The sequence below is a fragment of the Burkholderia pulmonis genome, from assembly GCF_984667975.1.
This window is the reverse complement of the sequence record NZ_OZ480186.1, coordinates 3,496,258-3,518,370: the sequence shown is the minus strand read 5'-3', so window position 1 is coordinate 3,518,370 and position 22,113 is coordinate 3,496,258. Positions and strand designations below refer to the sequence as shown.

General features: G+C 67.3%; 24 protein-coding genes. 10 read left to right on the top strand and 14 right to left on the bottom strand.

Annotated elements, in window-relative coordinates; translation table 11 throughout:
* The first annotated feature begins 156 nt into the window (after positions 1 to 156).
* From AC5LXK_RS16375 to AC5LXK_RS16365, 3 genes are all read left to right on the top strand, one after another.
* Entirely contained in the window at positions 157 to 381 is a 225-nt protein-coding gene (locus AC5LXK_RS16375; RefSeq protein WP_493389739.1) for a cysteine-rich CWC family protein, read from the top strand.
* Positions 382 to 472: 91 nt separating this feature from the next.
* Positions 473 to 1,891, top strand: a complete 1,419-nt coding sequence (locus tag AC5LXK_RS16370; protein WP_493389738.1) for an ATP-binding protein — start codon at positions 473 to 475, stop codon at positions 1,889 to 1,891.
* A 13-nt stretch (positions 1,892 to 1,904) separates the two neighbouring features.
* A complete protein-coding gene (locus AC5LXK_RS16365) occupies positions 1,905 to 2,447 on the top strand; it encodes a response regulator transcription factor (protein WP_493389737.1) in 543 nt (180 codons plus the stop codon).
* A gap of 67 nt (positions 2,448 to 2,514) precedes the next feature.
* Here the strand turns inward: AC5LXK_RS16365 and hslU are convergent, their stop codons facing one another.
* The 8 genes from hslU to dapF all read right to left on the bottom strand — a co-directional run bounded on the left by hslU (position 2,515) and on the right by dapF (position 10,682).
* Positions 2,515 to 3,858 carry an ATP-dependent protease ATPase subunit HslU gene (hslU, locus tag AC5LXK_RS16360; protein WP_493389736.1) on the bottom strand — a complete coding sequence of 448 codons (1,344 nt, stop codon included), beginning with the start codon at positions 3,856 to 3,858 and terminating at the stop codon, positions 2,515 to 2,517.
* A 10-nt stretch (positions 3,859 to 3,868) separates the two neighbouring features.
* On the bottom strand, positions 3,869 to 4,405 hold the full coding sequence (gene hslV / locus AC5LXK_RS16355) for an ATP-dependent protease subunit HslV (protein WP_006477497.1): 537 nt from the start codon (positions 4,403 to 4,405) through the stop codon (positions 3,869 to 3,871).
* A 234-nt stretch (positions 4,406 to 4,639) separates the two neighbouring features.
* Positions 4,640 to 5,056, bottom strand: a complete 417-nt coding sequence (dksA, locus tag AC5LXK_RS16350) for an RNA polymerase-binding protein DksA (RefSeq protein ID WP_006477498.1) — start codon at positions 5,054 to 5,056, stop codon at positions 4,640 to 4,642.
* 495 nt (positions 5,057 to 5,551) lie between these two features.
* On the bottom strand, positions 5,552 to 6,631 hold the full coding sequence (locus AC5LXK_RS16345; protein WP_493389735.1) for a CobW family GTP-binding protein: 1,080 nt from the start codon (positions 6,629 to 6,631) through the stop codon (positions 5,552 to 5,554).
* Positions 6,632 to 6,824: 193 nt separating this feature from the next.
* The gene (locus tag AC5LXK_RS16340; protein ID WP_493389734.1) at positions 6,825 to 8,039 is read right to left on the bottom strand and encodes a class I SAM-dependent rRNA methyltransferase; all 1,215 of its coding nucleotides are present in this window, start codon (positions 8,037 to 8,039) and stop codon (positions 6,825 to 6,827) included.
* A gap of 76 nt (positions 8,040 to 8,115) precedes the next feature.
* The gene (gene xerC / locus AC5LXK_RS16335) at positions 8,116 to 9,036 is read right to left on the bottom strand and encodes a tyrosine recombinase XerC (protein ID WP_493389733.1); all 921 of its coding nucleotides are present in this window, start codon (positions 9,034 to 9,036) and stop codon (positions 8,116 to 8,118) included.
* 13 nt (positions 9,037 to 9,049) lie between these two features.
* Entirely contained in the window at positions 9,050 to 9,775 is a 726-nt protein-coding gene (locus AC5LXK_RS16330) for a DUF484 family protein (RefSeq protein WP_493389732.1), read from the bottom strand.
* 37 nt (positions 9,776 to 9,812) lie between these two features.
* Positions 9,813 to 10,682, bottom strand: coding sequence for a diaminopimelate epimerase (gene dapF / locus AC5LXK_RS16325; protein ID WP_493389731.1), 870 nt, complete (start codon positions 10,680 to 10,682; stop codon positions 9,813 to 9,815).
* Between the two features lie 226 nt (positions 10,683 to 10,908).
* Between dapF and AC5LXK_RS16320 the strand changes: the two genes are divergently transcribed.
* Positions 10,909 to 11,172 (top strand): HigA family addiction module antitoxin, encoded by a 264-nt coding sequence (locus tag AC5LXK_RS16320; protein ID WP_493389730.1) that lies wholly within the window; start codon positions 10,909 to 10,911, stop codon positions 11,170 to 11,172.
* Between the two features lie 30 nt (positions 11,173 to 11,202).
* On the opposite strand, the gene AC5LXK_RS16315 is transcribed toward AC5LXK_RS16320, so the two are convergent.
* A complete protein-coding gene (locus tag AC5LXK_RS16315) occupies positions 11,203 to 12,087 on the bottom strand; it encodes a lipid A biosynthesis lauroyl acyltransferase (protein WP_493389729.1) in 885 nt (294 codons plus the stop codon).
* A 263-nt stretch (positions 12,088 to 12,350) separates the two neighbouring features.
* Between AC5LXK_RS16315 and metK the strand changes: the two genes are divergently transcribed.
* Complete coding sequence (gene metK / locus AC5LXK_RS16310) at positions 12,351 to 13,538, top strand: methionine adenosyltransferase (RefSeq protein ID WP_006482984.1); 1,188 nt, start codon at positions 12,351 to 12,353, stop codon at positions 13,536 to 13,538.
* A gap of 110 nt (positions 13,539 to 13,648) precedes the next feature.
* Here metK and AC5LXK_RS16305 read toward each other — a convergent pair whose 3' ends face one another.
* Positions 13,649 to 13,990 carry a hypothetical protein gene (locus AC5LXK_RS16305; RefSeq protein WP_493389728.1) on the bottom strand — a complete coding sequence of 114 codons (342 nt, stop codon included), beginning with the start codon at positions 13,988 to 13,990 and terminating at the stop codon, positions 13,649 to 13,651.
* Between the two features lie 352 nt (positions 13,991 to 14,342).
* Between AC5LXK_RS16305 and AC5LXK_RS16300 the strand changes: the two genes are divergently transcribed.
* Positions 14,343 to 15,116 (top strand): phytanoyl-CoA dioxygenase family protein, encoded by a 774-nt coding sequence (locus AC5LXK_RS16300; RefSeq protein ID WP_493389727.1) that lies wholly within the window; start codon positions 14,343 to 14,345, stop codon positions 15,114 to 15,116.
* A 149-nt stretch (positions 15,117 to 15,265) separates the two neighbouring features.
* Here the strand turns inward: AC5LXK_RS16300 and AC5LXK_RS16295 are convergent, their stop codons facing one another.
* Complete coding sequence (locus tag AC5LXK_RS16295) at positions 15,266 to 15,472, bottom strand: DUF3185 family protein (RefSeq protein WP_175885856.1); 207 nt, start codon at positions 15,470 to 15,472, stop codon at positions 15,266 to 15,268.
* A 185-nt stretch (positions 15,473 to 15,657) separates the two neighbouring features.
* Between AC5LXK_RS16295 and mgrA the strand changes: the two genes are divergently transcribed.
* Entirely contained in the window at positions 15,658 to 16,701 is a 1,044-nt protein-coding gene (mgrA, locus tag AC5LXK_RS16290) for an L-glyceraldehyde 3-phosphate reductase (RefSeq protein ID WP_493389726.1), read from the top strand.
* 108 nt (positions 16,702 to 16,809) lie between these two features.
* Here the strand turns inward: mgrA and AC5LXK_RS16285 are convergent, their stop codons facing one another.
* Entirely contained in the window at positions 16,810 to 16,995 is a 186-nt protein-coding gene (locus AC5LXK_RS16285) for a hypothetical protein (RefSeq protein ID WP_493389725.1), read from the bottom strand.
* Positions 16,996 to 17,298: 303 nt separating this feature from the next.
* On the bottom strand, positions 17,299 to 18,186 hold the full coding sequence (locus tag AC5LXK_RS16280) for a DMT family transporter (protein WP_493389724.1): 888 nt from the start codon (positions 18,184 to 18,186) through the stop codon (positions 17,299 to 17,301).
* A gap of 329 nt (positions 18,187 to 18,515) precedes the next feature.
* On the opposite strand from AC5LXK_RS16280, the gene AC5LXK_RS16275 reads away from it, so the two are divergent.
* The 3 genes from AC5LXK_RS16275 (at position 18,516) to AC5LXK_RS16265 (ending at position 20,166) form a co-directional block, all read left to right on the top strand.
* Entirely contained in the window at positions 18,516 to 18,770 is a 255-nt protein-coding gene (locus AC5LXK_RS16275; RefSeq protein ID WP_493389723.1) for a hypothetical protein, read from the top strand.
* A gap of 102 nt (positions 18,771 to 18,872) precedes the next feature.
* Positions 18,873 to 19,085, top strand: a complete 213-nt coding sequence (locus AC5LXK_RS16270; RefSeq protein WP_011353523.1) for a hypothetical protein — start codon at positions 18,873 to 18,875, stop codon at positions 19,083 to 19,085.
* 58 nt (positions 19,086 to 19,143) lie between these two features.
* Complete coding sequence (locus tag AC5LXK_RS16265; protein ID WP_493389722.1) at positions 19,144 to 20,166, top strand: serine/threonine protein kinase; 1,023 nt, start codon at positions 19,144 to 19,146, stop codon at positions 20,164 to 20,166.
* Between the two features lie 81 nt (positions 20,167 to 20,247).
* Here the strand turns inward: AC5LXK_RS16265 and AC5LXK_RS16260 are convergent, their stop codons facing one another.
* On the bottom strand, positions 20,248 to 21,690 hold the full coding sequence (locus AC5LXK_RS16260) for a coniferyl aldehyde dehydrogenase (protein WP_493389721.1): 1,443 nt from the start codon (positions 21,688 to 21,690) through the stop codon (positions 20,248 to 20,250).
* Between the last annotated feature and the right edge of the window lie 423 nt (positions 21,691 to 22,113).

Genomic DNA, 22,113 nt, shown 5'->3' with positions numbered 1-22,113 from the left:
GCGGCGCGATTCCGGCGGCGGCGCGCGGATGTCGTCGGCGGTCGGGCGCACGTCCGTTTGCGACGGGTTTCGGCCGGATGGCCGGCGTGCAAAATCCGTTCGCCGCGCTATGCTTGTCGCGTGGGGCGATTTCCCGCCCGCTTCTGCGATTGCGCCATGACCGATACCGCCGTCGACGCCCGTTCCGCCCCGCGCCGCGCGCGCTGCCCGCACTGCGGGCGCGGCTTCGACTGCGGCGCCCGCACGCAGCCGTTCGACTGCTGGTGCGCGTCGATGCCGGTGGTGCCCGGCGGCACGCTGCCTGCGGCCGGCGCGCGCTGCCGGTGCCCCGAGTGCCTGGCCGACGAGATCGCGCAGCGCATGGCCGGCGCGACCGGCTGACGATGCCGGCCGTGCATGCGGCGCGCCCGGCTCGCGCGAGCCGATCCGGCCCCGCTAGAGGCGCCGCCCGCTAAACGGGTAAACTGCTCGGATGCAACGAATCACCACCACCGGGCGCGTCAACCTCGGTCACCTGTTCTGGCTCCGCAATCTCGCGATCATCGGCCAGCTCGTGACGATCGGTGTCGTGCAGACCTATTTCGGCGTGCATCTGCCGTTGCCGGCGATGCTGATGGTCATCGCGCTCGAAATCGTTTTCAACGCGCTGACCTGGGTGCGCGTGCTGCGCGCGCGGCCCGAGACCAATTTCGAGCTGCTCGGCCAGCTGTGGGTCGACCTCGGCGCGCTGTCCGCGCTGCTGTTCCTGTCGGGCGGGACGACCAATCCGTTCGTGTCGCTGTACCTGCCGTCGCTCGCGATCGCGGCGGCCGTGCTGCCGTGGCACCTGATGATCTGGCTCGCGGCGTTCGCGGTCGCGTGCTATGCGGCGCTCGGCTTCGATTCGGTGCCGCTCAACATGGACAATCCGGCGAACCTGTTCGACTACTACCGTACCGGCATGTGGGCGAACTTCATGGTGAGCGTCGGGCTGATCGCGTGGTTCGTCGCGCGCATGTCGAATGCGCTGCGCCAGCGCGATTCGGCGCTCGGCGAGGCGCAGCAGCGCCTGCTGCGCGACGAGCGGGCCGTTGCGCTCGGCGTGCAGGCGGCCACCGTCGCGCACGAGATGGGCACCCCGTTGTCGACGATCGCGATGCTCGCGGAAGAGTTGCGCGACGCGGCACGTGCCGATCCGGGGCTGGCGCGCTACGAGGCCGACCTGAAGGTGCTCGAGGAACAGATGACGCTCTGCACGTCGGCGCTCGCGCGCCTGCGCAGCCGCGCGAGCGCGCCGGCGAGCCGCCAGTCGGTGGACGACTGGCTCGACACGTTCGTCGAGCACTGGCGCCTGCGGCATCCGCACGTGCAGTTCGAGCTGCTCGGCGCACGTCCGGCGGGCGTGGCGCTCGACGATACGGTCGCGGCCGGCCAGATCCTGACGATCCTGCTCGACAACGCCGCGCGCGCGAGCCCGCAGCGTGTGACGCTCGCCGCGAAGGTCGCGCACGGCGGCACGGCCGACGAGATCGCATTCGAGGTATGCGACGATGGGCCCGGCATTCCGGCCGCGCTGCGCGAATCGCTCGGCGCGATGCCGGTTGACAGCACGCAGGGCGGGCACGGGGTCGGCCTGTATCTCGCGTTCAGTGCGGCCGCGCGGCTCGGCGGCGAGATCGAACTGTTCGATGTCGTGCCGCGTGCGGCGGGCGGCAACGGGCGGGCCGGCGGTGCGGCGAATGGTCACGCCGCTGCTGCACCGAATTCACGCACCAGCGAACGTGCAGCCGAACGGACGGCCGGCACGCCGGACAGCCGCGCGGCCGGCGCCACCGCCGCACGCGGCACGCGGGCCGTGCTGCGCCTGCCGGTCGTGCGCGTCGCGGCGCAGGCTGCCTCAACCAACACGTAGACGGAGAAACCACATGAGCGAGAACAATTTCCTGGTGATCGACGACAACGAGGTGTTCGCGGGCACGCTCGCGCGCGGCCTCGAGCGCCGCGGTTACGCGGTCCAGCAGGCGCACGACAAGGAGGCGGCGCTCCGGCTCGCCGCCGGCGGCAAGTTCCAGTTCATCACCGTCGACCTGCATCTCGGCGAGGATTCGGGCCTGAGCCTGATCGCGCCGCTGTGCGACCTGCAGCCCGACGCGCGGATTCTGGTGCTGACCGGCTACGCGAGCATCGCGACGGCCGTGCAGGCCGTGAAGGAAGGCGCCGACAACTATCTCGCGAAGCCGGCGAACGTCGAGTCGATCCTGGCAGCGCTGCAGACCAACGCGACCGAAGTGCAGGCCGACGAGGCGCTCGAGAATCCGGTCGTGCTGTCGGTCGACCGGCTCGAATGGGAGCACATCCAGCGCGTGCTGGCCGAAAACAGCAACAACATCTCGGCGACCGCACGTGCGCTGAACATGCACCGCCGCACGCTGCAGCGCAAGCTCGCGAAGAAGCCGGTGCGGCAGTAAGCGGCGCATCAACGAAAACGGGCGACCCCCGAAGGGGCCGCCCGTTTTTCATTCGACGCCGCGCGCGTTACAGCACGTAGCGCGACAGGTCTTCGTCCTGCGACACCTCGCCGAGGGCGCGGTCGACATACTTCGCGTCGATCGTCACGCGCTCGCCGGCGTGGTTGCCGGCCGAGAACGACACTTCCTCGAGCAGCTTCTCGATCACCGTGTACAGCCGGCGCGCACCGATGTTCTCGGTCTTCTCGTTGACCGAGAACGCGATCTCCGCCAGCCGGCGGATGCCGTCGTCGGCGAATTCGAGCTGCACGTCTTCGGTCGCGAGCAGCGCCTGGTACTGCTTGACGAGGCTCGCGTCGGTCGCGACGAGGATCGCCTCGAAGTCGTTTACCGACAGCGAATCGAGCTCGACGCGGATCGGGAAGCGGCCTTGCAGTTCGGGGATCAGGTCGCTCGGCTTCGCGAGGTGGAACGCACCGCTCGCGATGAACAGGATGTGATCGGTCTTCACCATCCCGTACTTCGTGTTGACGGTCGTGCCTTCGACGAGCGGCAGCAGATCGCGCTGCACGCCCTGGCGCGACACTTCGCCGCCGCTGCCTTCGTTGTTGCGCGACGTGATCTTGTCGATCTCGTCCAGGAACACGATGCCGTTCTGCTCGACGTTCTGCACGGCCTTCGTCTTCACTTCCTCTTCGTTCAGCATCTTCGCCGCTTCCTCGTCGGTCAGCAGCTTCAGCGCTTCCTTGATCTTCACCTTGCGGCGCTGCTTCTTGCCGCTGCCGAGGTTCGAGAACATCGAGCGGATCTGCTCGGTCATCTCTTCCATGCCCGGCGGCGCCATGATGTCCATGCCGGCCGACGGCTGCTCGAGGTCGAGCTCGACTTCCTTGTCGTCGAGCTGGCCTTCGCGCAGGCGCTTGCGGAAGGTCTGGCGCGTCGCGTTGTTGTCGTCGTTCGCGTGATCGGCATTGCCGCCGAAGCCCACTGCGCGCGGTTGCGGCAGCAGGATGTCGAGGATGCGGTCTTCCGCCTGGTCGGTCGCCTTGCTGCGCACCTTGCGCATCTCGGTTTCGCGCGTCTGCTTGACCGAGATCTCGATCAGGTCGCGCACGATGCTGTCGACGTCGCGGCCGACGTAGCCGACTTCGGTGAACTTGGTCGCTTCGATCTTGATGAACGGCGCATCGGCGAGCTTCGCGAGGCGGCGCGCGATTTCGGTCTTGCCGACGCCCGTCGGCCCGATCATCAGGATGTTCTTCGGCGTGATTTCCTGGCGCAGCGGGTCGGCGACCTGCTGGCGGCGCCAGCGGTTGCGCAGCGCGACGGCGACGGCCTTCTTCGCCTTCGCCTGGCCGATGATGTGCTTGTCGAGTTCCGAGACGATCTCGGCAGGGGTCATGGTGCTCATGGTGCGGTCCTTACTCGATCGTTTCGATGATGCGATTGTGGTTCGTGTAGATGCACATGTCGCCGGCGATGCCGAGCGACTTCTCGACGATCTCGCGCGGCGACAGCTCGGTGTTCTCGACGAGCGCGCGGGCCGCGGCCTGCGCATAGGCGCCGCCCGAACCGATCGCGCAGATGCCGCCTTCGGGGTCGAGCACGTCGCCGTTGCCGGTGATCACGAGCGTGGTGGTGGCATCGGCCGTGATCAGCATCGCCTCGAGGCGGCGCAGCATCCGGTCGGTGCGCCAGTCCTTCGCGAGCTCGACGGCCGCACGGGTCAGGTTGCCCTGGTGCTTCTCGAGCTTCGCCTCGAAGCGGTCGAGCAGCGAGAACGCATCGGCGGTGCCGCCCGCGAATCCGACCAGAACCTGGTTGTTGTAGATCCGCCGCACTTTCCGCGCGCCACCCTTCATGACGATGTTGCCGAGGGTTACCTGGCCGTCGCCGCCGAGTGCGACCTTGTCGCCGCGCCGGACCGAAACGATGGTCGTGCCGTGAAATTGCTCCATCTGCGTTCCTTGAGAAAAACGGGGAAGAGTCGGGCAGCGCGAGGCGCCGCCGCGTGAATCCGCAGTGCGCCGGGAAGCGGCCCGGCGCGCGTCCGTTTCATTTTAGGGCGGGCGCCGGGATATCAAGAGGCGGGAGGCAAATCGGCGGCCGGGAACCGGTGCCGGAAAAACAAAAAGCGCGCGGCAGGCCGCGCGCTTTCGGGAAGCAGCGTGTCTGAGCGGAACGCCGCTCGATCAGTCGCCGAACAGCTTCTGGCGCAACTCGCGGCGCTCCTGCGCCTCGAGCGACAGCGTGGCGGTCGGCCGCGCGAGCAGGCGCGGAATGCCGATCGGCTCGCCGGTTTCCTCGCACCAGCCGTAATCGCCGGAATCGATGCGGGCGAGCGACTGCTGAACCTTCTTGAGGAGCTTGCGTTCGCGATCGCGCGTACGCAGTTCGAGCGCGTGCTCTTCCTCGATCGTCGCGCGATCGGCGGGATCGGGCACGATCACCGTCTCACGCAGGTTCTCGGTCGTCTGGCCTGCATTCTTGAGGATGTCCGCCTGCAACTGTTCGAGCCGATTTTTGAAGAAGGCGAGCTGATCCTCATTCATGTAATCCTTGTCGCTCATCTTCAGGATTTCGGCTTCGGTCAAGAGTTTCTTCGTCATCTGCTTGCTTCTTCAATGTGCGGCAAATCACGAGATATTGCCTGCACTTTGGGATTACCCGCAACCGCGCTTGCAATCATTTGCGATTTGCCGCCGCGGGGCCGAAAGCCTCTGGAAAACCGGTTCTCAAATACCAGGATAGGCCTGGCGCGGAGTTGTGCGCGCTGCGAACCGGTGTGCTGCGCGGCACATTGCATCGGCCGCGGCCGGGAGGCGGATGGGCGATCCGGCGCGGTTGCGATGCCCGGATAACTGGTTCAGCAAGAACCGGGCCTGTTTGTTGCCGTACTCCAGCGGGCACGTATTGTAACTGAATCGCAAGCGGGCGCCGTATCGGGTCGATCCCCGTCGGCTGCGCCAATATCTAGAAAATATAACGCGCAAATCGCGAAAAAGCGATGACGGCGAAACCCTGCCCGGAAAGGGCGCCGCGCGGCCGCCGCAACCGCCCGCGAAGGCGGCCGCGCGCGGGGGCGCGGCGGGTGCCCGCGCGGGTCAGGCGAGGCAGGCGTCGAGGCCGTCGGTGATCAGGTCCTGCGGCAGGTCGACGCCGATGAACACCATCTTGTTGGTCTTCTTCTCGACCGGCAGCCACTTCGCGGCGAGGTCGCTGCCCATCATCTGGTGCACGCCCTGGAACACGACCTTGCGGTCGACGCCCTTCATGTACAGCACGCCCTTGTAGCGCAGCATCCGCTCGCCGTAGATCTGCAGGATGCCGCCGAGGAAGTCTTCCAGCTTGTTCGGGTCGAACGGGCGGTCGTTGCGGTACACGAACGACTTGATCTTGTCGTCGTGGTGCGCATGGTGGTGATGGTGGTGGCCGTGGTCGTGATCGTGCGCGCATTGACCGTGATCGTGGTCGCAACCGGCGTGATCGTGATCATGGTCGTGATTGTGATGGTGGTGCGCGTGGTCGTCTTCGGCGAGGAAATCCGGGTCGATCTCGAGCTTCGCGTTCAGGTTGAAGCCGCGCAGGTCGAAGATTTCCTTGATGTCGGCTTCACCGAAGTTCACGACCTTGATCACGGCCTTCGGGTTCATGTGCATCAGGCGATGCTTGAGGCCGGCGACGGTCTGGTCGTCGACGAGGTCCGATTTCGTGATGAACAGGCGGTCGGCGAACCCGACCTGGCGCTGCACGACTTCGTGTTCGTCGAGCTGCGCGTTCGCGTGCTTCGCGTCGACGAGCGTGATGACCGCGTCGAGCAGGAAATCGTCGGCGATTTCGCTGTCGATGAAGAACGTTTGCGCGACGGGGCCCGGGTTCGCGAGGCCGGTCGTCTCGATCACGATGCGGTCGAAGTCGAGCTTGCCTTCGCGCTTCTTCGCGGCGAGATCGCCGAGCGCGCGGGCGAGGTCGCCGCGGATCGTGCAGCAGATGCAGCCGTTGCTCATCTGGATGATCTGCTCGTTCGAATCCTGCACGAGGATTTCGTTGTCGATGTTCTCTTCGCCGAATTCGTTCTCGATCACGGCGATCTTCATGCCGTGCTGTTCGTTCAGGATGCGCTTGAGCAGCGTCGTCTTGCCGCTGCCGAGAAAGCCGGTAAGGATGGTGACGGGAGTGGCCATGTCGGTCGCCTGTGGTTCGTGAATCGGGGTCAAAACCAGGATGTGCGTCGCGCCCTCGCGCTGCGAGCCGGGGCGCACAACCATCCATTGAAACATACCTGTCAAGCCCCCGCCCGTCGTCCGGACGACAGGGGAAAGCGCGGGCCCGACAGGCGGGGCCGGCGGACAGGCGTGTCCGCCCAGATCGGGGCGATCAGACGATTTGCAACAGCAGGCCCTTCAGATATTCGCCTTCCGGGAACGCGGCGAGCAGCGGGTGATCGACGCCCGCGCCGAGCCGCTTCAGGATGCGCGCGTCGACTTTCGCATCGGCGGCCGCGCCCGCGACGATCTTCTGGAACAGGTCCATGTCGATCGCGCCCGAGCACGAGTACGTGAACAGCAGGCCGCCCGGACGCAGCAGCTTGAAGCCGCTCAGGTTGATGTCCTTGTACGCGCGCGCCGCCCGATCGACGCTGTCGCGGGTCGGTGCGAACTTCGGCGGATCCAGCACGATCAGGTCGAAGCGCTCGCCTTCGTCGACGAGGCGGCGCAGCGTCTTGAACGCATCGGCGTCGAGCCAGGTCGCGCGCTCGGCGTCGAAGCCGTTGGCGACGACGTTCTGCTGCGCAAGCGCGAGGGCATCGCCCGACGAGTCGATCGACACGACGCGTTTCGCGCCGCCCTTGAGCGCCGCGAGCGAGAAGCCGCCCGTGTAGCAGAAGCAGTTCAGCACGTCGCGGTCGGCAGCGTACTGCGCAACCAGCGCGCGGTTGTCGCGCTGGTCGACGTAGAAGCCCGTCTTGTGGCCGTTCGGCACGTCGACGTGATAGCGCACGCCGTTTTCGTTCGAGATCAGCGTCGCGGGCGGCGCGTCGCCCGCCAGCACGCCGGTCGTCTGTTCGAGGCCTTCCTTGTCGCGGATCGACACGTCCGAGCGCTCGTACACGTTCGGGCAGCCCGTCGCGCCGGTGAGCGCCGCGACGATCGCGTCCTTCCACGCTTCGACGCCGGCCGCCATGAACTGGCAGACGAGCTGGCCGCGCGGCGCGGCGCCGGCTTCGGCGGTATCCGCCAGATAGTAGTCGACGATCAGCCCCGGCAGCCCGTCGGCCTCGCCGAACACGAGCCGCACCGCGCCCGTGCCCGACACCATCGTCGTGCGGTGCGCGACCGCGCGCTGCACGCGGCGCTTGAAGAATGCGTGATCGATCGGTTCGTTCTCGTCGAAGCTCCACACGCGCACGCGGATCTGCGACTGCGGGCTGTACGCGCCGCGCGCGAGGAAGCGGCCGTCGTGCGCGCGCACGAGCACGGTCGCGCCGGGCGCGGGCTTGCCGTCGACGCGGTCGATCGCATTGGCGTAGATCCACGGATGGCGGCGCAGCAGCGATTTTTCCTTGGACGGCTTGAGGGTGACGGTTTGCATGATGAGATCGAAATGGGCCGTGCGCGACGCCGGCCGTTGCCGGCCGCCGCACGCGGCGGGTAACACGGGAAGCGCGTCAGTCGCGCTTCTTCGCGCGCGGGTGCGCGCTGTCGTAAATCTTCGCGAGATGCTGGAAATCGAGCGACGTATAGACCTGCGTCGCGGAGACGCTCGCATGGCCGAGCAGTTCCTGCACCGCGCGCAGGTCGCCGCTCGACTGCAGCACGTGCGTCGCGAACGAGTGGCGCAGCACGTGCGGATGGACGTTGGCGGGGATGCCGGCGGCCATCGCCGCGCGCTTCACGCGCTCGCGGACGACGCCCGGCGACATCCGGTTGCCGCGCACCGACACGAACAGCGGATGCGGGTCGTGCTTCACGAATTCGCCGCGCACCGCGAGCCACGCATTCAGCGCGTCGATCGCCTTGCGGCCGACCGGCACCTTGCGCTCCTTGTTGCCCTTGCCGCGCACGGTGACTTCGGCTTCGGCGAGATCGAGCCAGCCTGCCGACCGGTAGCCGTCGGCCTGCGTGTACCTGACGTCGAGCCCGATCAGCTCGGCGAGGCGCAGCCCCGACGAATAGAACAGCTCGAGGATCGCGTGATCGCGGATGCTTTCGGTCGTGCCGGCTACCGGCGCGTCCATCAGTGCGGACGCGTCGTCGACCGACAGCGCCTTCGGCAAGGTCTTCGGGCGCTTCGGCGCGCGCACCGTGGCTACCGGGTTCGCGGGCATGTCGATGCGCTGCGCGAGCCAGCGGTAGAACGCGCGCCACGCGGACAGCCGGTGCGAGATCGACCGGGCGGACAGCCCGCCCGAATGTGCGCGCGCGACCGCACCGCGCATGTCGACCGCCGTCAGTGCTTCGAGCGGCCGGCCGGCCGCGAGCTTTTTCAGCTCGTCGAGTTCGTGCGTGTACGCGCGCAGCGTGTGTTCCGACAGCTGCCTGATGTGCTTCAGGTTCGACAGGTAGGCGGCGACCGGATCGTCTGTCATCGCGTGCGGCGGATCAGTGCGGCAGCAGGCGCGTGAGCGCGGCGCTCGCGAGCGTCGCGATCTGCGCGAGGAAGTCGGTGGCCATGCCGTCGTGGAAGCGGCGCGGATCGGGCGAGCCGAGCACCAGCAGGCCGAACGCGGGCGCATCGTTGCCGGCGAGCGGCGCACGCAGCGCGAGCAGCGCGACCGACGTGGCCGTGCCGTCGCCGGCCGGTGCGGCTTCGGCGCCTTCCGCCGCATTCGCGGCCGGCGCGGCAACCGCGGGCGCGAGCCACTGGGCAGCCTCGAAGCCCGTGTTCGCGCCGCAGTACGGCGTCGACAGCCCGTTCGTGAACAGGCGCACTTCCTCGCCGACCTGGCGGGCGAAGTCGGCTTGCGCGTAGGTGTCGGCGACGTCCCACACGCGCAGCGCCGTCTGCGGCACGTCGAACACGTCGGCGATGCCGTCGGCGATCGTGCGCGGCAGCGCGTACGGATCGCGTTCCGAGATCACGCGTGACGTCCAGCGGCTGAACTTCGCGGACAGGCTGTCGTTCTCGTGGCCGTAGCGCACGAGCTCGGCGAGCCGGCGCTCGAGATGCTTGTTCTTGTCGCGCAGCATCTCCATCTGCCGCTCCTGCAGCGAGATCGCGGCCTTGCCGTGCGGGTTCGCGAGACGGATCGTCGCGAGCAGTTCGGCGTGCTGCGCGAAGAATTCGGGATTGGCGAGCAGGTAGTCGGCGACTTCGCGATCGTTCATGTGGCTGGCGCGTTCAGTTATCAAGGACGTTGCAGGGTCAGGCGTTCAGGTCGATTTCGCCTTCGAACACGGTCGCGGCGGGGCCGGCCATCATCAGCGCGGCGGCTTCGTCGTGCGCGCCGTCCCAGCCGATCGTCAGCGTGCCGCCGTGCGTGTGCACGGTCACGGGCGAATCGAGCAGGCCGCGCCGGATGCCGGCCGCGACCGCCGCGCACGCACCGGTGCCGCACGCGAGCGTCTCGCCCGCGCCGCGTTCGTACACGCGCAGCTTCACTTCGCTGCGCGACACGATCTGCATGAAACCGGCGTTCACGCGCTGCGGGAAGCGCGGATGGCGTTCGACCAGCGGGCCTTCTTCCAGCACCGGATACGCTTCGGCGTCGTCGACGATCTGCACCGCATGCGGATTGCCCATCGACACCGTCGAGATCCAGCGCGTCGCGCCGCCGACGTCGAGCGGCCACAGCGTGTCGCGGCCTTCGTGGCGGCCGTCGAGGCCCGCCGCGTCGAACGGCACCTGCGCCGGCGCGAACACGGGCGCACCCATGTCGACGACGACTTCGCCGTTGTCCTGCAGCGTCAGTGTGATCAGGCCCTTCATGACCTGCACGCGCACGCTGCGCTTGTCGGTCAGGCCGCGGTCGCTGACGAATTTCACGAAGCAGCGCGCGCCGTTGCCGCAGTGTTCGACTTCACCGCCGTCGCAATTGAAGATCCGGTACTTGAAATCCGCACCGTCGACGGTCGGTTTCTCGACGAGCAGCAACTGGTCGGCGCCGATGCCGAAGTGGCGGTTGGCGAGTGCGCGCACCTGCGCTTCGGTGAGCGGCGGCAACGCGCGCGAATAGCCGTCGAGCACGACGAAGTCGTTGCCCGCGCCGTGCATCTTGGTGAACGAGAGTTTCACTGGGTCCGGAATTCCATGGCGAACAAGGCGGTCGGCACGGTGCGAACGGCCGGCGGCCACGCCGGGCGGCTTCGTTCGTCGTGCAGATCTCAACCGCAAATGATACATGCAGCCGACAGGGGCGTCCTGCGCGGGGGCGGTGCTTCGCGTCGTCCCTGCGGGCCGAGCGGGGCGGCATCTGCCGATTGGCCGACTGGTCAGGTGCGCGGCGAGCGGACAAATTGGCGTGGTGTCGCGGGCGCTGCCGGCGCTTGGCCTGACCGTCACCGAGGCCGCGTCGCCGCTCGGCGTGACGCGCGCGGCGCTGTCGCGGATCGTGCCCGGCCATGCCGGCATCTCGCCGGAAATGGCGCTGCGTCTCGAGGCGTGGCTCGGCGCGGAAAACGGGGGCAGGGCCGATCTGTGGCTCGCGCAGCAGTCGGCCCACGATCTGTGGCGGGCGCGTGCAAAGGCCGCGCCGAAGGTGGCGAGAGCGCAGGCGCGCGCATGACGGCACGCCTGCGAGTGTCGCGCGGCAGGGTCAGTACAGGCTCGGCTCGCCGGGCGGGCGCGTCTTGAAGCGCTTGTGGACCCAGTAGTACTGCTCGGGCATCAGCGGGATCTGTTCCTCGAGGAATTCGTTCATCCGCCGCGCATCGAGATCGTCGTCGCCGGTCGGGTAGTTTGCCCACGGCTTGAACACCTTCAGCCGGTAGCCCTTGTAGTTCGGCAGCACCTCGCCGATAAAGGGCAGAACCTGCGCGTGGCCCGTCTTGGCGAACCGGCCGACGGCCGTCAGCGTGCAGGCCGGCACGCCGAAGAAGGGCACGAACGTCGAGTTGCGCAGCCCGTAATCCATGTCGGCGCCGAGCATCACCGGCTTGCGGTCGCGCAGCCAGCGCAGCACGGTGCGCGCGCTGTCGGCCCGGCTCGCGAGTTCCGCACCGAAGCGGCTGCGGCCGGCTTTGGCCGCGGCTTCGATTTCCGGGCTCTTCATCGGCGTGTAGAGCGAGCCGCACGTCCGGCCGAGCGCGAGATTGATCGCCATCGAACCGGCCTCGATGCCGACGAAATGGAACCCGAGCAGCAGCGTCGGCGGCATGTCCGGATCGGTGAGATCGACCTCGCTTTCGACCGTAAACAGCTTGCGATAGGCCGCTTCCGACGCGAACCACTGGTAGCTGCGCTCGACATAGCTGCGGATCGCATGGCGAAAGTGCTTCCCCGCCACTTCCTCGCGCCGCGCGTCGCTCCAGTCCGGGAAGCAGAGTTTCAGATTGGTGTGTACGATGCGCTTTCGCCGGCTGGGGATCTGGTACAGCAGCCAGCCGAGACCATCGCCGAGCCGTGCGGTCAAGCCGTACGGCAGCAGGGCGAGCAGTTTCAGCAAGCCGATGGCGAGGTGCGTGCCTAGACGACCTAGCATGCGAAACCTCCGTGGGACCGGCTGGCCGGCATGTCGAGAACAGGGTGGGAAAACAGCGGAAGATGCAGCACGGGCGGCGCTCTGTGACAATTCAGGAAAGCCGCTATAATACGGTCTTCGCCGAGTTAACTGACAACTTGCGGGGCGAAGCCGGCTGGTGCGATACGCGCTGCCCGGTCCTGGTAATCCGCTAAAGCGTCGCCGCTTCAGGCCCAACGAAGCTGGCTACGTGAACCACCCGTAACCACACAGGAGCCTGAAAAGTGGCAAACGATTATCTCTTCACGTCCGAATCCGTCTCCGAAGGCCATCCGGACAAAGTCGCGGACCAGATCTCGGACGCGATTCTCGACGCCATCCTCGAGCAGGACAAGTATTCCCGCGTTGCCGCTGAAACGCTGTGCAACACGGGTCTCGTCGTTCTGGCCGGTGAAATCACCACGACGGCCAACATCGACTACATCCAGATCGCGCGCGACACGATCAAGCGCATCGGCTACGACAACACCGACTACGGCATCGACTACAAGGGTTGCGCGGTGCTCGTCGCGTACGACAAGCAGTCGCCGGACATCGCGCAGGGCGTCGATCGTGCACACGACGACAACCTCGACCAAGGTGCGGGCGACCAGGGCCTGATGTTCGGCTATGCGTGCGACGAAACGCCGGAACTGATGCCGCTGCCGATCTACCTGTCGCACCGTCTCGTCGAGCGCCAGGCCAGCCTGCGCCGCGACGGCCGCCTGCAATGGCTGCGTCCGGACGCGAAGTCGCAGGTGACGGTTCGCTACGTCGACGGCAAGCCCGATTCGATCGACACCGTCGTGCTGTCGACGCAGCACGCACCGGACATCGAACTGCCGGCGCTGCGCGAAGCCGTGATCGAGGAAATCATCAAGCCGACGCTGCCGGCCGACCTGATCAAGGGCGACATCAAGTTCCTCGTGAACCCGACCGGCCGGTTCGTGATCGGCGGCCCGCAGGGCGATTGCGGCCTGACCGGCCGCAAGATCATCGTCGACACGTACGGCGGTGCCGCACCGCACGGCGGCGGCGCGTTCTCGGGCAAGGATCCGTCGAAGGTCGACCGTTCGGCTGCGTATGCAGGCCGTTACGTCGCGAAGAACATCGTCGCCGCCGGCCTCGCGTCGCGCGCGCTGATCCAGGTGTCGTACGCGATCGGCGTCGCCGAGCCGACCTCGGTGATGGTCAACACGTTCGGCACGGGCCGCGTGTCGGATGCAGTGATCACGAAGCTCGTGCGCGAGCATTTCGACCTGCGTCCGAAGGGCATCATCAAGATGCTCGACCTGCTGCGCCCGATCTACGAAAAGACCGCTGCTTACGGCCACTTCGGCCGCGAAGAGCCGGAATTCTCGTGGGAAGCGACCGACAAGGCGCTCGCCCTGGCCGAAGCGGCCGGCGTCGAGCCGACGGCACGCGTCGCGTAAGCGTCGTTCGCCTGAAATGAAAAACCCCGGCCATGCCGGGGTTTTTTTATGGGTTTCGATCGCCGGCACGATGGCGGCGATCGTCGCGGGCCGTGCCCGCGGACGCGCGTTCAGCGTGCGCCGAACCCGAACCAGCCGTTGCTGGCCGCGAGGCGGCGCGGGCGGTTGACGCGGCGTTGCGGGCCGAGCGCGCGGCGCAGCGCGAGCGCGCGCAGCGACGACGGCTTCTGCAGCAGCGAGCGCAGGCCGGCGCGGCGTGCGAACGCCTGCGCGCTCATCATTGAGAAAAACGCGTGGAACCACGCGCGGATACCATCCAGCCGGCTGTGGGCGTGCGTACGCTCGGCCAGTGCCTGCGTGCGTGCGCGGTGATGGCGCAGCGAGCGGGCAGGAGCAGACGGCACGACGCGCTTCGCAGCGCGGCTGAGACGGGAAGTCAGACGGAATGGCATGTGAACGATGCTTCGCTTGTATGGATGGCGCCCTTGGGAGCGCACTGGTATGAACGGCCTCGGATGACGCAACGGATCTTACCGAAACGCGTTGCGCGCCGCGCCCGCCAGAATTGACAGGCCGCGACAGGCTACAGGGGATTCATGACGGGCAAAAGTCGCGATAAACCCTTGTGCCACAAGGCGTGTGCCGCATACCGCCTGTCGGTGAGGCAGGTGCCGTGCCGAACAGTTCCCTTGAGCCTGATCAAAGCCGCGATTGGCATGCCCCTGCGCACGATAATGGTGCTGTTCGCGGTATCCGGCGCCGATTTACAATCGTCACATTCACACAATAAACGTCTGGCATCCCATGTCGTCTCCATTGCAGTCGGAATCGATCCGCGCGCAAGTCGCGGAATTGCGCGAGCGCGGCTTCGTCGTCGCGCGTGGCCTCGTCGGTGAGCAGCAGTGCGCGGCGCTCAGGCAGATCGCGGAGCGCCAGTTGCGGGAAGCCGCCGAGCCGATCGAGTTCGAGGCCGACCTGCGCTATCCGGGCGCGCCCGAGTCGAAGCATGCGCCGGGCGGCCACACGGTGCGGCGGCTGCTCGATGCGTACTCGCGCGATCCGGCCTTCGCCGAGCGCGCGATCGCGCCCGAAATCGGCGCGTGGATGCGCGAGTATTTCGGGGAAGAACCCGTGCTGTCGCGTGCGCATCACAACTGCATGATGACGAAGCACCCGGCGTACGGCAGCCTGACCGGCTGGCATCGCGATTTCCGCTACTGGGCGTTCGAGCGTCCCGACATGGTGTCGGTGTGGCTCGCGCTCGGGCCCGAAACGAACGAGAACGGCGCGTTGTGGCTCGTGCCGGGTTCGCATACGGCCGAATTCGGGCCGGAAGCGTTCGACGACGCGAAGTTCTTCCGCAGCGACCTGCCGGCGAACCGCAAGATGATCGACGCGGCCACGTGCCCGTCGCTGCAGACGGGCGACGTCGTGTTCTTCCACAGCAACACGCTGCATTCGGCCGGGCAGAACCGCTCCGACCAGGTGAAGTTCTCGCTCGTGTACACGTATCACGGCGCGAGCAACCGGCCGGCGCCCGGCACGCGTTCGGCGTCGAAGTCGGAAGTACCGTTCTAGGCGCGGATCGGGCGGCAGGCGACGCCGCCGCGGTCACCCGATGCTGCGCATCGCGGGTGAACGAAGCAACGGGCGGCCTTGCCGCCCGTTTCGTTTGGTGCGGCCCGCGCGCGCGACGCGGGCCGTGCGTGCGTCGCGCCGCTGCGCGCTCAGCGCTTGCTACCTGGCATCGCGAGGCCGATCAGGCCGGCGAACGACGCGACGGCGCCGCCGACGATCAGCAGGATCGTCTTTGTCGCGGGCGAGCCGGTGAAGAAGCGCGACACGTTGTCGTTGATCGAATGAAACGACTGGCCGCCGAAATACAGCAGCACGACGCCGCCGACGAGCAGCGCAACCGAGATGACCCGGGACATACCAACCTCGCTGAAACGGTGATTCGAGACGCCGCAGTGTAGGCGACGGCCGCGGCCGCGTCCATCGCCGTGCGCGTATCGGTCGCCTTCGTTACCATAGCCGTCGTGCGTTTTCTTCGCCGCCGCCGCGTGATGCACGCGGCCGGTGTGCGCCCCTCCCTCCGACGTCCTGACGGGAAATACTCATGGCCTACGAAGCAGCTTCCGAACGTTATGCCGACATGCAATACCGCACCTGCGGCAAATCCGGGCTCAAACTGCCCGCGCTGTCGCTCGGCCTGTGGCACAACTTCGGCGATTCGACGCCGATCTCGACGCAGCGCGAGATCCTGCGCACCGCGTTCGACCTCGGCATCAACCACTTCGACCTCGCGAACAACTACGGGCCGCCGTACGGCAGCGCCGAAACCAACTTCGGACGGCTGCTGAAGGAGGATTTCAGGCCGTATCGCGACGAACTGCTGATCTCGACGAAGGCCGGCTGGGACATGTGGCCGGGGCCGTACGGCAGCGGCGGCGGGTCGCGCAAGTACGTGCTCGCGAGTCTCGACCAGAGCCTGCAGCGGATGGGGCTCGACTACGTCGACATCTTCTATTCGCACCGCTTCGATGCGCACACGCCGCTCGAGGAAACGGCGGGCGCGCTCGCGTCGGCCGTGCAGCAGGGCAAGGCGCTCTACATCGGCATTTCGTCGTACTCGGCCGCGAAGACGCGCGAGATGGCCGAACTGCTCGCGCAGTACCGCGTGCCGCTGCTGATCCACCAGCCGTCGTACAACATGCTGAACCGCTGGATCGAGAGCGACCTGCTCGGCACGCTCGACGACGTCGGCGCGGGCAGCATCGCGTTCACGCCGCTCGCGCAGGGGCTGCTCACGTCGAAGTACCTGAACGGCGTGCCGGCCGACGCGCGCGTGAACAAGCCGGGCGGCGGCTCGCTGAAGCAGGATCACCTGAGCGCGGACAACCTCGAGCACGTGCGCAAGCTCAACGCGATCGCCGAACGGCGCGGGCAGAGCCTCGCGCAGATGGCGCTGGCGTGGGTGCTGCGCAATGGCCGTGTGACGTCCGCGCTGATCGGCGCGAGCCGTGCGGAGCAGGTGCGCGAAAACGCAGGCGCGCTGAAGAACCTCGAGTTCTCGGCGGAGGAACTCGCGGAGATCGATCGCTACGCGACGGAAGGCGGCATCAATCTGTGGGAAAAGCCGTCCACCGACCAGGCGATCTGACCGGAAGTCGATATGGCATGCGAAATATCGCGTGCCGTATCGCTGTCTGGCAGGCAACACAGCGCATCGCTGCGCCGCAGCGATGCGCGTGATGCACGGATTGCGCCGCTAGATGAGCGCAGGCAGCCCTTCGACGAGCAATACCGCGACGCCGACGCCGAGGAGGACGCCGAGTACGCGCAGCAGGTTGTGACGGAATTCGGTTGCGCACGGTACCGCGCCGAGGAATAGCGCTCCGGCCAGCGCCATCGGAATCAACAGGATGAAGTCGCCGATCGTGAAATAGGTCGTCATGCGTGTCTCCAGGTGTTGACCAAAGTCAGCGCAGCAGCGCTTGATTCGGCCCCATGCCGGGTGTTTCTAGTGTTGGTCCGATCCGTTTGCGAGCGGACCGGTCAATTCGAGTATAGGCAACCGGCGACGTTTTTCGCTATCCGAACCATTAAAAATCAGCGGAAAGCCGCGGGAATCGCTCATTTTTCCTGCAAGCAGGACGAACGCCTTGCACGAATCTTTCCCGTTCCTTTCGATTTTCGCGGAATCGCCGTATGTGTCCGATGCCGGCCGCCGCATCCACGGAGGCGGCGGCCGGCCCGCTTACGCGCGGTCGGGTTGCGTGCGTGCGGCCGGGGCGCGGAACACGAGCGCGAGCCCTGCGATGATGGCGCCCATGCCCGCGAGCGCGAGCGGCTCGGGCCGGTTACCGAGCCAGACGGCATCCATCAGCGTGGTGACGACGGGCACGAGATAGAACAGGCTCGTCACGTTGACGAGATCGCCGCGCTGCATCAACCGGTAGAACAGCAGTTGCGCGATCACCGAGATCACGATGCCGAGCCACAGCAGCGGTACGACGAATGCCCAGCTCACGTCGAACGACACCGGCCGGAACGGCACGATCGCCACGCACAGCGCGAGGCCGATCGCATTCTGCAGCGGCAGCACGTCGGCGGGCGCCGCGCGCACGCGCTTCTGCAGCATCGAGCCGGCAGTCAGCGCGACGAGCGCCGTGAGCGCGCATGCGATGCCAGCAGCCGAGAGGCCGCCCGTACCGCCGCTTACGCCGCGGCACACGACGAGCGCAAGCCCGGTCAGCGACAGCGCGAGCCCCGCGACGCGCACCGGCTGCCAGCGACGCTCGACGATCGCGAGCGTGAGGATCGGCTGCACGCCGAGGATCGTCGCGAGCACGCCGGGCGCGATGCCGCGCTCGAGCGCGAGCAGGTAGAAGATCGAATACCCGCCCATCATCAGCAAGCCGGTCAGCGCGGCCATGCGCCGCTCGCCGCGCGGCGGCAGCCAGCGTTTGCGCATGCAGGCCACCCCGAGCAGCACGAGCGACGCGAGGGCGAAACGTGCGGTGAGAAAGGCGAACGCGGATGCGTGACGCAGACCGAGTTCAGAGAAGATCGCGCCGCTGCTCCACAGCAGCACGAAGAGCGACGTCGCGCCATGCGCGACGAGCGCGCGTTTGAACGAAACCATGTGAATCCACCTGTCGAACGGATCGGAACGTTCCATCCGCGCGCGCAGCGACACGCCGTGCGTTACGACGCACGAACGGAGGCCAACGGACGAATGGAAGACGAAACGGAAGCCGGCTGGTTAGCCGACGCGTGCCACCGGAGGGGGCGGCGCGGCGCAGACGAGCGGCGGTGCGACAGGAGGAGGAAGGACCGACGGATGCGCGCACGCCTGCGGCCGCGAGTCGAACTGCGGCCGGGATTTTGCGAGGGCGGACGTGAGCGGATGCATCGTGTCGGAATGCGGTTGAACGCGAATGAAAGCCAAAGGTACCGCAAGGCAGGCGTCCAGTGCAACAACTGTCGGCGGCCCGGTCATCCGAGATCATCGACGATCCGGCACCGGGCCAGCGCTGCGAGCATGGCGTCAATCGCATGTGCGCGGCGGTGCCGGGCGGTTTCGGCGGGCAGTCACATTCGACAGGGTATGATGGGGGTAACCGGGCAGGCAAGTACGTGCCCGGCGCAGTGGTTGATTGGAGACATTCGACGAATTCGCGGCACTTCGCCTGCTTCTTCTTCTTTTCGCGCTTCGATAAACCGTGAACAATGGGATTACGCGCAACGCTCCGTCGAGGGCAGCGCGGATCGTGCATTTGCCGGCTCGCCAGCGGGCCGGGTTTCAAGATTCAAGAGTGGGGAACCATCATGCATGTCGGGTCGATTGTCTGCACTACCCATATCGCGGTGCCGAAGGGCGCGCGCGGCATCGTCCAGCGCGTCCTGGGCGACATGGCCATGGTGACCTGGTACGCGGGCGTGCCGGGCGAGTCGAAAGAACTCAACACCGAGCCGTTCTTTCTCGAGGACCTGATCGACACCGGCGAATCCGTGCTGCCGGCCGGCGCGGCGCTTCACTGAGCGCACGCGCGGCACCGGACGCTCGTCTTTCGGCCCCGCTGACGGCACAATGCGGGGCATGAAAGACGTCACTTCCGCTCCCGCTTCTCCCGCCGGCCCGCCGTTCGCCGGCCTCACGCCCGAGTGCGTGCTCGATGCGCTCGACAGCGTGCTGATGCCGGCCGGCCTGCGCACCGACGGGCGCCTGCTCGCCCTCAACAGCTACGAAAACCGCGTCTACCAGGTCGGCATCGAAGACGGGCCGCCGGTCGTCGCGAAGTTCTACCGCCCGGCGCGCTGGTCGGACGATGCGATCCTCGAAGAGCATGCGTTCGTCGCCGAACTCGCTGCACGCGAGATCCCGGCAGTGCCTGCACGTGTTTTCGACGGCCGCACGCTGCACGCGTTCGACGGCTTCCGCTTCTCGATCTTCGAGCGGCGCGGCGGCCGCGCCCCCGATCTCGACCGCAGCGACACGCTCGAATGGCTCGGCCGCTTCATCGGCCGGATCCATGCGGTCGGTGCGACCGAACCGTATGTCGCACGTCCGGTGCTCGACATCGGCACGTTCGGCTACGAGCCGCGCGACTACCTGCTCGCGCACGATTTCATTCCGGATGACGTAAGACCGGCGTACGAGACGGCGGTCACGCTCGCGCTCGAAGGCGTCGAGGCCGCGTTCGAGCGCGCGGGCGAGATTCGCCTGCTGCGCACGCATGGCGACTGTCATCCGAGCAACGTGCTGTGGACCGATGGCGGCCCGCATTTCGTCGATTTCGACGACAGCCGGATGGCGCCGGCGATCCAGGATCTGTGGCTGCTGCTGCCGGGCGATCGCGAAGGCGCATCGCGCGCGCTGGCGGACCTGCTCGCCGGCTACGAGGATTTCTGCGAATTCGAGCCGCGCGAGCTGCATCTGGTCGAAGCGCTGCGCACGCTGCGGCTGATCCACTACGCGGCATGGCTCGCGCGGCGCTGGGACGATCCCGCGTTTCCGGCCGCATTCCCGTGGTTCAACACGCATCGTTACTGGGAAGCGCGCGTGCTCGAACTGCGCGAGCAGATCGGCGCGATGCAGGAAGGGCCGCTCTGGCCCGTGTGACGGCGCGCGCGGCATCCACGTCGCGCGGCAGGCTCGCAAGGGCCGCGGCGCGATGCGCGCGGCCCGTCCGGTGCGACTGCGTCAGAATTTCAGCATCAGCTTGATCAGCGCGCCGAAGCGCTTGCCGTACGGCGGCGCGAGCAGGTTGCGCGCGTTCAGGCGCGCCTGCGTGAGCACCGGCTTCATCTTCGAGAACGTCACGAAGCCGTCGTAGCCGTGATACGCGCCCATGCCGCTCGCACCGACCCCGCCGAACGGCAAGCTGCCGCATGCGATGTGCATCAGCGTTTCGTTGATCGATACGCCGCCCGAGATCGTTTCGCGCATCACGCGGTCGATCGTGCCGCCATCCTCGTCGAACAGGTACAGCGCGAGCGGACGCGGGCGCGCATTCACGTAGGCGATCGCTTCGTCGAGCCGCTCGTACGGCACGAGCGGCAGCAGCGGCCCGAAGATTTCCTCCTGCATCAGTTGCGACGCGGCCGGTACCTGCGTGACCGCGCACGGCACGAAGCGGCGCGATGCGGGATCGGACTGCGCGTCGGAGAGCGGATGCAGCTGCGCGCCGGCCGACTGCGCGTCGCTCGCGAGTTGCTGCAGACGGGCGTAGTGGCGCGGCGACACGATCGTCGTGTAGTCGCCGTTCGCCGACAGATCCGGGTACATCTTCGCGAAGCGTGCACGTGCGCGCTCGATGAACGCGGCTTCCATCCCGCGCGGCAGCAGCACGTAGTCGGGCGCGATGCAGGTCTGGCCGGCGTTCAGCGTCTTGCCGGCGACGATCGCATCGACGGCCGCATCGAAGCGCGCATTCGGGCCGACGATCGCCGGCGACTTGCCGCCGAGTTCGAGCGTGACCGGCGTGAGGTTGTCGGCTGCTGCACGCATCACGTGGCGGCCGACGTGTGTCGAGCCGGTGAACAGCAGATGGTCGAACGGCAGCGCGCTGAACGCGGCGCCGACTTCCGCATCGCCGTTCACGACCGCGACGTGGTCGCGCGTGAAGGTCTTGCCGATGAGCTGCTCGAACAGTGCCGACGTGCGCGGCGTCAGTTCGGACATCTTGATGATTGCGCGGTTGCCCGCCGCGAGCGCGCAGATCAGCGGGCCGGCCGCGAGCAGCACCGGGTAGTTCCACGGCACGACGATGCCGACCACGCCGAGCGGCTGCGGAATCACCTTCGCGCGCGCCGGGCGCAGCCACTTGTTCATCGGCTTGCGGATCGACTTCATCCAGCGCTTGCCGTGCTTCAGCGCGTCGTCGATCTCTTCCTTCGCCATCCAGATTTCCGACAGCAGCACTTCCTGCTTCGCGCGATGGCCGAAATCGGCGCTGATCGCTTCGGCGAGCGCATCCGCGTGGTCGATCAGCATCGTGCGCAGCGCGCGCAGGTGCTGCACGCGCGTTTCCCATGCCGGGTACGGTGCGCGCAGGTACGCCGCGCGCTGGTCGTGCAGCAGCGACGTCAGCGCATCGACCGACGGCAGTGCTTGCGGGGCCAGTTCGGGCAGGTCGTTCTTCATGTCGTCTCCTCCAGTTGGGCCTGGCTGGTCGGCCGGCCGTCACGCCGCACGCGCACGCTCGGCGAGCGCGGCGACGCGGATCGGGTGCTGCGGGTCGCGCGGCGCGGGGCCGGATGCGACGTGTGCTCGAAAACCGGTTGCAGCCTGCGGCGGGCGTCGCATCCGCGCGACGGTGCCCACCCCTGAAAGTCGTGCCGGACGGCATGCGTGCACGCCCCGGTGCGGTGGCAATCCCCCACGCGATGCTGCCGTGCACTCGCCTGCCGGTGCACCGAAGCAGGGCGGCGCGACGGGTACGCGATTGCGCGCCGCGGCGCATCGTGCGGTTGCGGCGACATACCGTCCAAACGGTCGGCGACGGCACACGCCGTTCGATTTCGATCGACTGTGCGCATGACGCCGTGCCTCCTCGCGCGGGCAGCC

What these genes read in the sequence shown, in the direction of transcription:
- mgrA (WP_493389726.1), top strand. Translation starts at nt 15,658, where the DNA reads ATGGCCTACGAAGCAGCTTCCGAACGTTATGCCGACATGCAATACCGC.
- AC5LXK_RS16375 (WP_493389739.1), top strand. Translation starts at nt 157, where the DNA reads ATGACCGATACCGCCGTCGACGCCCGTTCCGCCCCGCGCCGCGCGCGC.
- AC5LXK_RS16365 (WP_493389737.1), top strand. Translation starts at nt 1,905, where the DNA reads ATGAGCGAGAACAATTTCCTGGTGATCGACGACAACGAGGTGTTCGCG.
- AC5LXK_RS16295 (WP_175885856.1), bottom strand. Translation starts at nt 15,472, where the DNA reads ATGTCCCGGGTCATCTCGGTTGCGCTGCTCGTCGGCGGCGTCGTGCTG.
- AC5LXK_RS16340 (WP_493389734.1), bottom strand. Translation starts at nt 8,039, where the DNA reads ATGCAAACCGTCACCCTCAAGCCGTCCAAGGAAAAATCGCTGCTGCGC.
- hslU (WP_493389736.1), bottom strand. Translation starts at nt 3,858, where the DNA reads ATGAGCACCATGACCCCTGCCGAGATCGTCTCGGAACTCGACAAGCAC.
- xerC (WP_493389733.1), bottom strand. Translation starts at nt 9,036, where the DNA reads ATGACAGACGATCCGGTCGCCGCCTACCTGTCGAACCTGAAGCACATC.
- AC5LXK_RS16280 (WP_493389724.1), bottom strand. Translation starts at nt 18,186, where the DNA reads ATGGTTTCGTTCAAACGCGCGCTCGTCGCGCATGGCGCGACGTCGCTC.
- AC5LXK_RS16285 (WP_493389725.1), bottom strand. Translation starts at nt 16,995, where the DNA reads ATGACGACCTATTTCACGATCGGCGACTTCATCCTGTTGATTCCGATG.
- AC5LXK_RS16330 (WP_493389732.1), bottom strand. Translation starts at nt 9,775, where the DNA reads ATGAACGATCGCGAAGTCGCCGACTACCTGCTCGCCAATCCCGAATTC.
- AC5LXK_RS16265 (WP_493389722.1), top strand. Translation starts at nt 19,144, where the DNA reads ATGAAAGACGTCACTTCCGCTCCCGCTTCTCCCGCCGGCCCGCCGTTC.
- AC5LXK_RS16370 (WP_493389738.1), top strand. Translation starts at nt 473, where the DNA reads ATGCAACGAATCACCACCACCGGGCGCGTCAACCTCGGTCACCTGTTC.
- AC5LXK_RS16270 (WP_011353523.1), top strand. Translation starts at nt 18,873, where the DNA reads ATGCATGTCGGGTCGATTGTCTGCACTACCCATATCGCGGTGCCGAAG.
- hslV (WP_006477497.1), bottom strand. Translation starts at nt 4,405, where the DNA reads ATGGAGCAATTTCACGGCACGACCATCGTTTCGGTCCGGCGCGGCGAC.
- dksA (WP_006477498.1), bottom strand. Translation starts at nt 5,056, where the DNA reads ATGACGAAGAAACTCTTGACCGAAGCCGAAATCCTGAAGATGAGCGAC.
- AC5LXK_RS16345 (WP_493389735.1), bottom strand. Translation starts at nt 6,631, where the DNA reads ATGGCCACTCCCGTCACCATCCTTACCGGCTTTCTCGGCAGCGGCAAG.
- AC5LXK_RS16315 (WP_493389729.1), bottom strand. Translation starts at nt 12,087, where the DNA reads ATGCTAGGTCGTCTAGGCACGCACCTCGCCATCGGCTTGCTGAAACTG.
- AC5LXK_RS16260 (WP_493389721.1), bottom strand. Translation starts at nt 21,690, where the DNA reads ATGAAGAACGACCTGCCCGAACTGGCCCCGCAAGCACTGCCGTCGGTC.
- AC5LXK_RS16300 (WP_493389727.1), top strand. Translation starts at nt 14,343, where the DNA reads ATGTCGTCTCCATTGCAGTCGGAATCGATCCGCGCGCAAGTCGCGGAA.
- AC5LXK_RS16305 (WP_493389728.1), bottom strand. Translation starts at nt 13,990, where the DNA reads ATGCCATTCCGTCTGACTTCCCGTCTCAGCCGCGCTGCGAAGCGCGTC.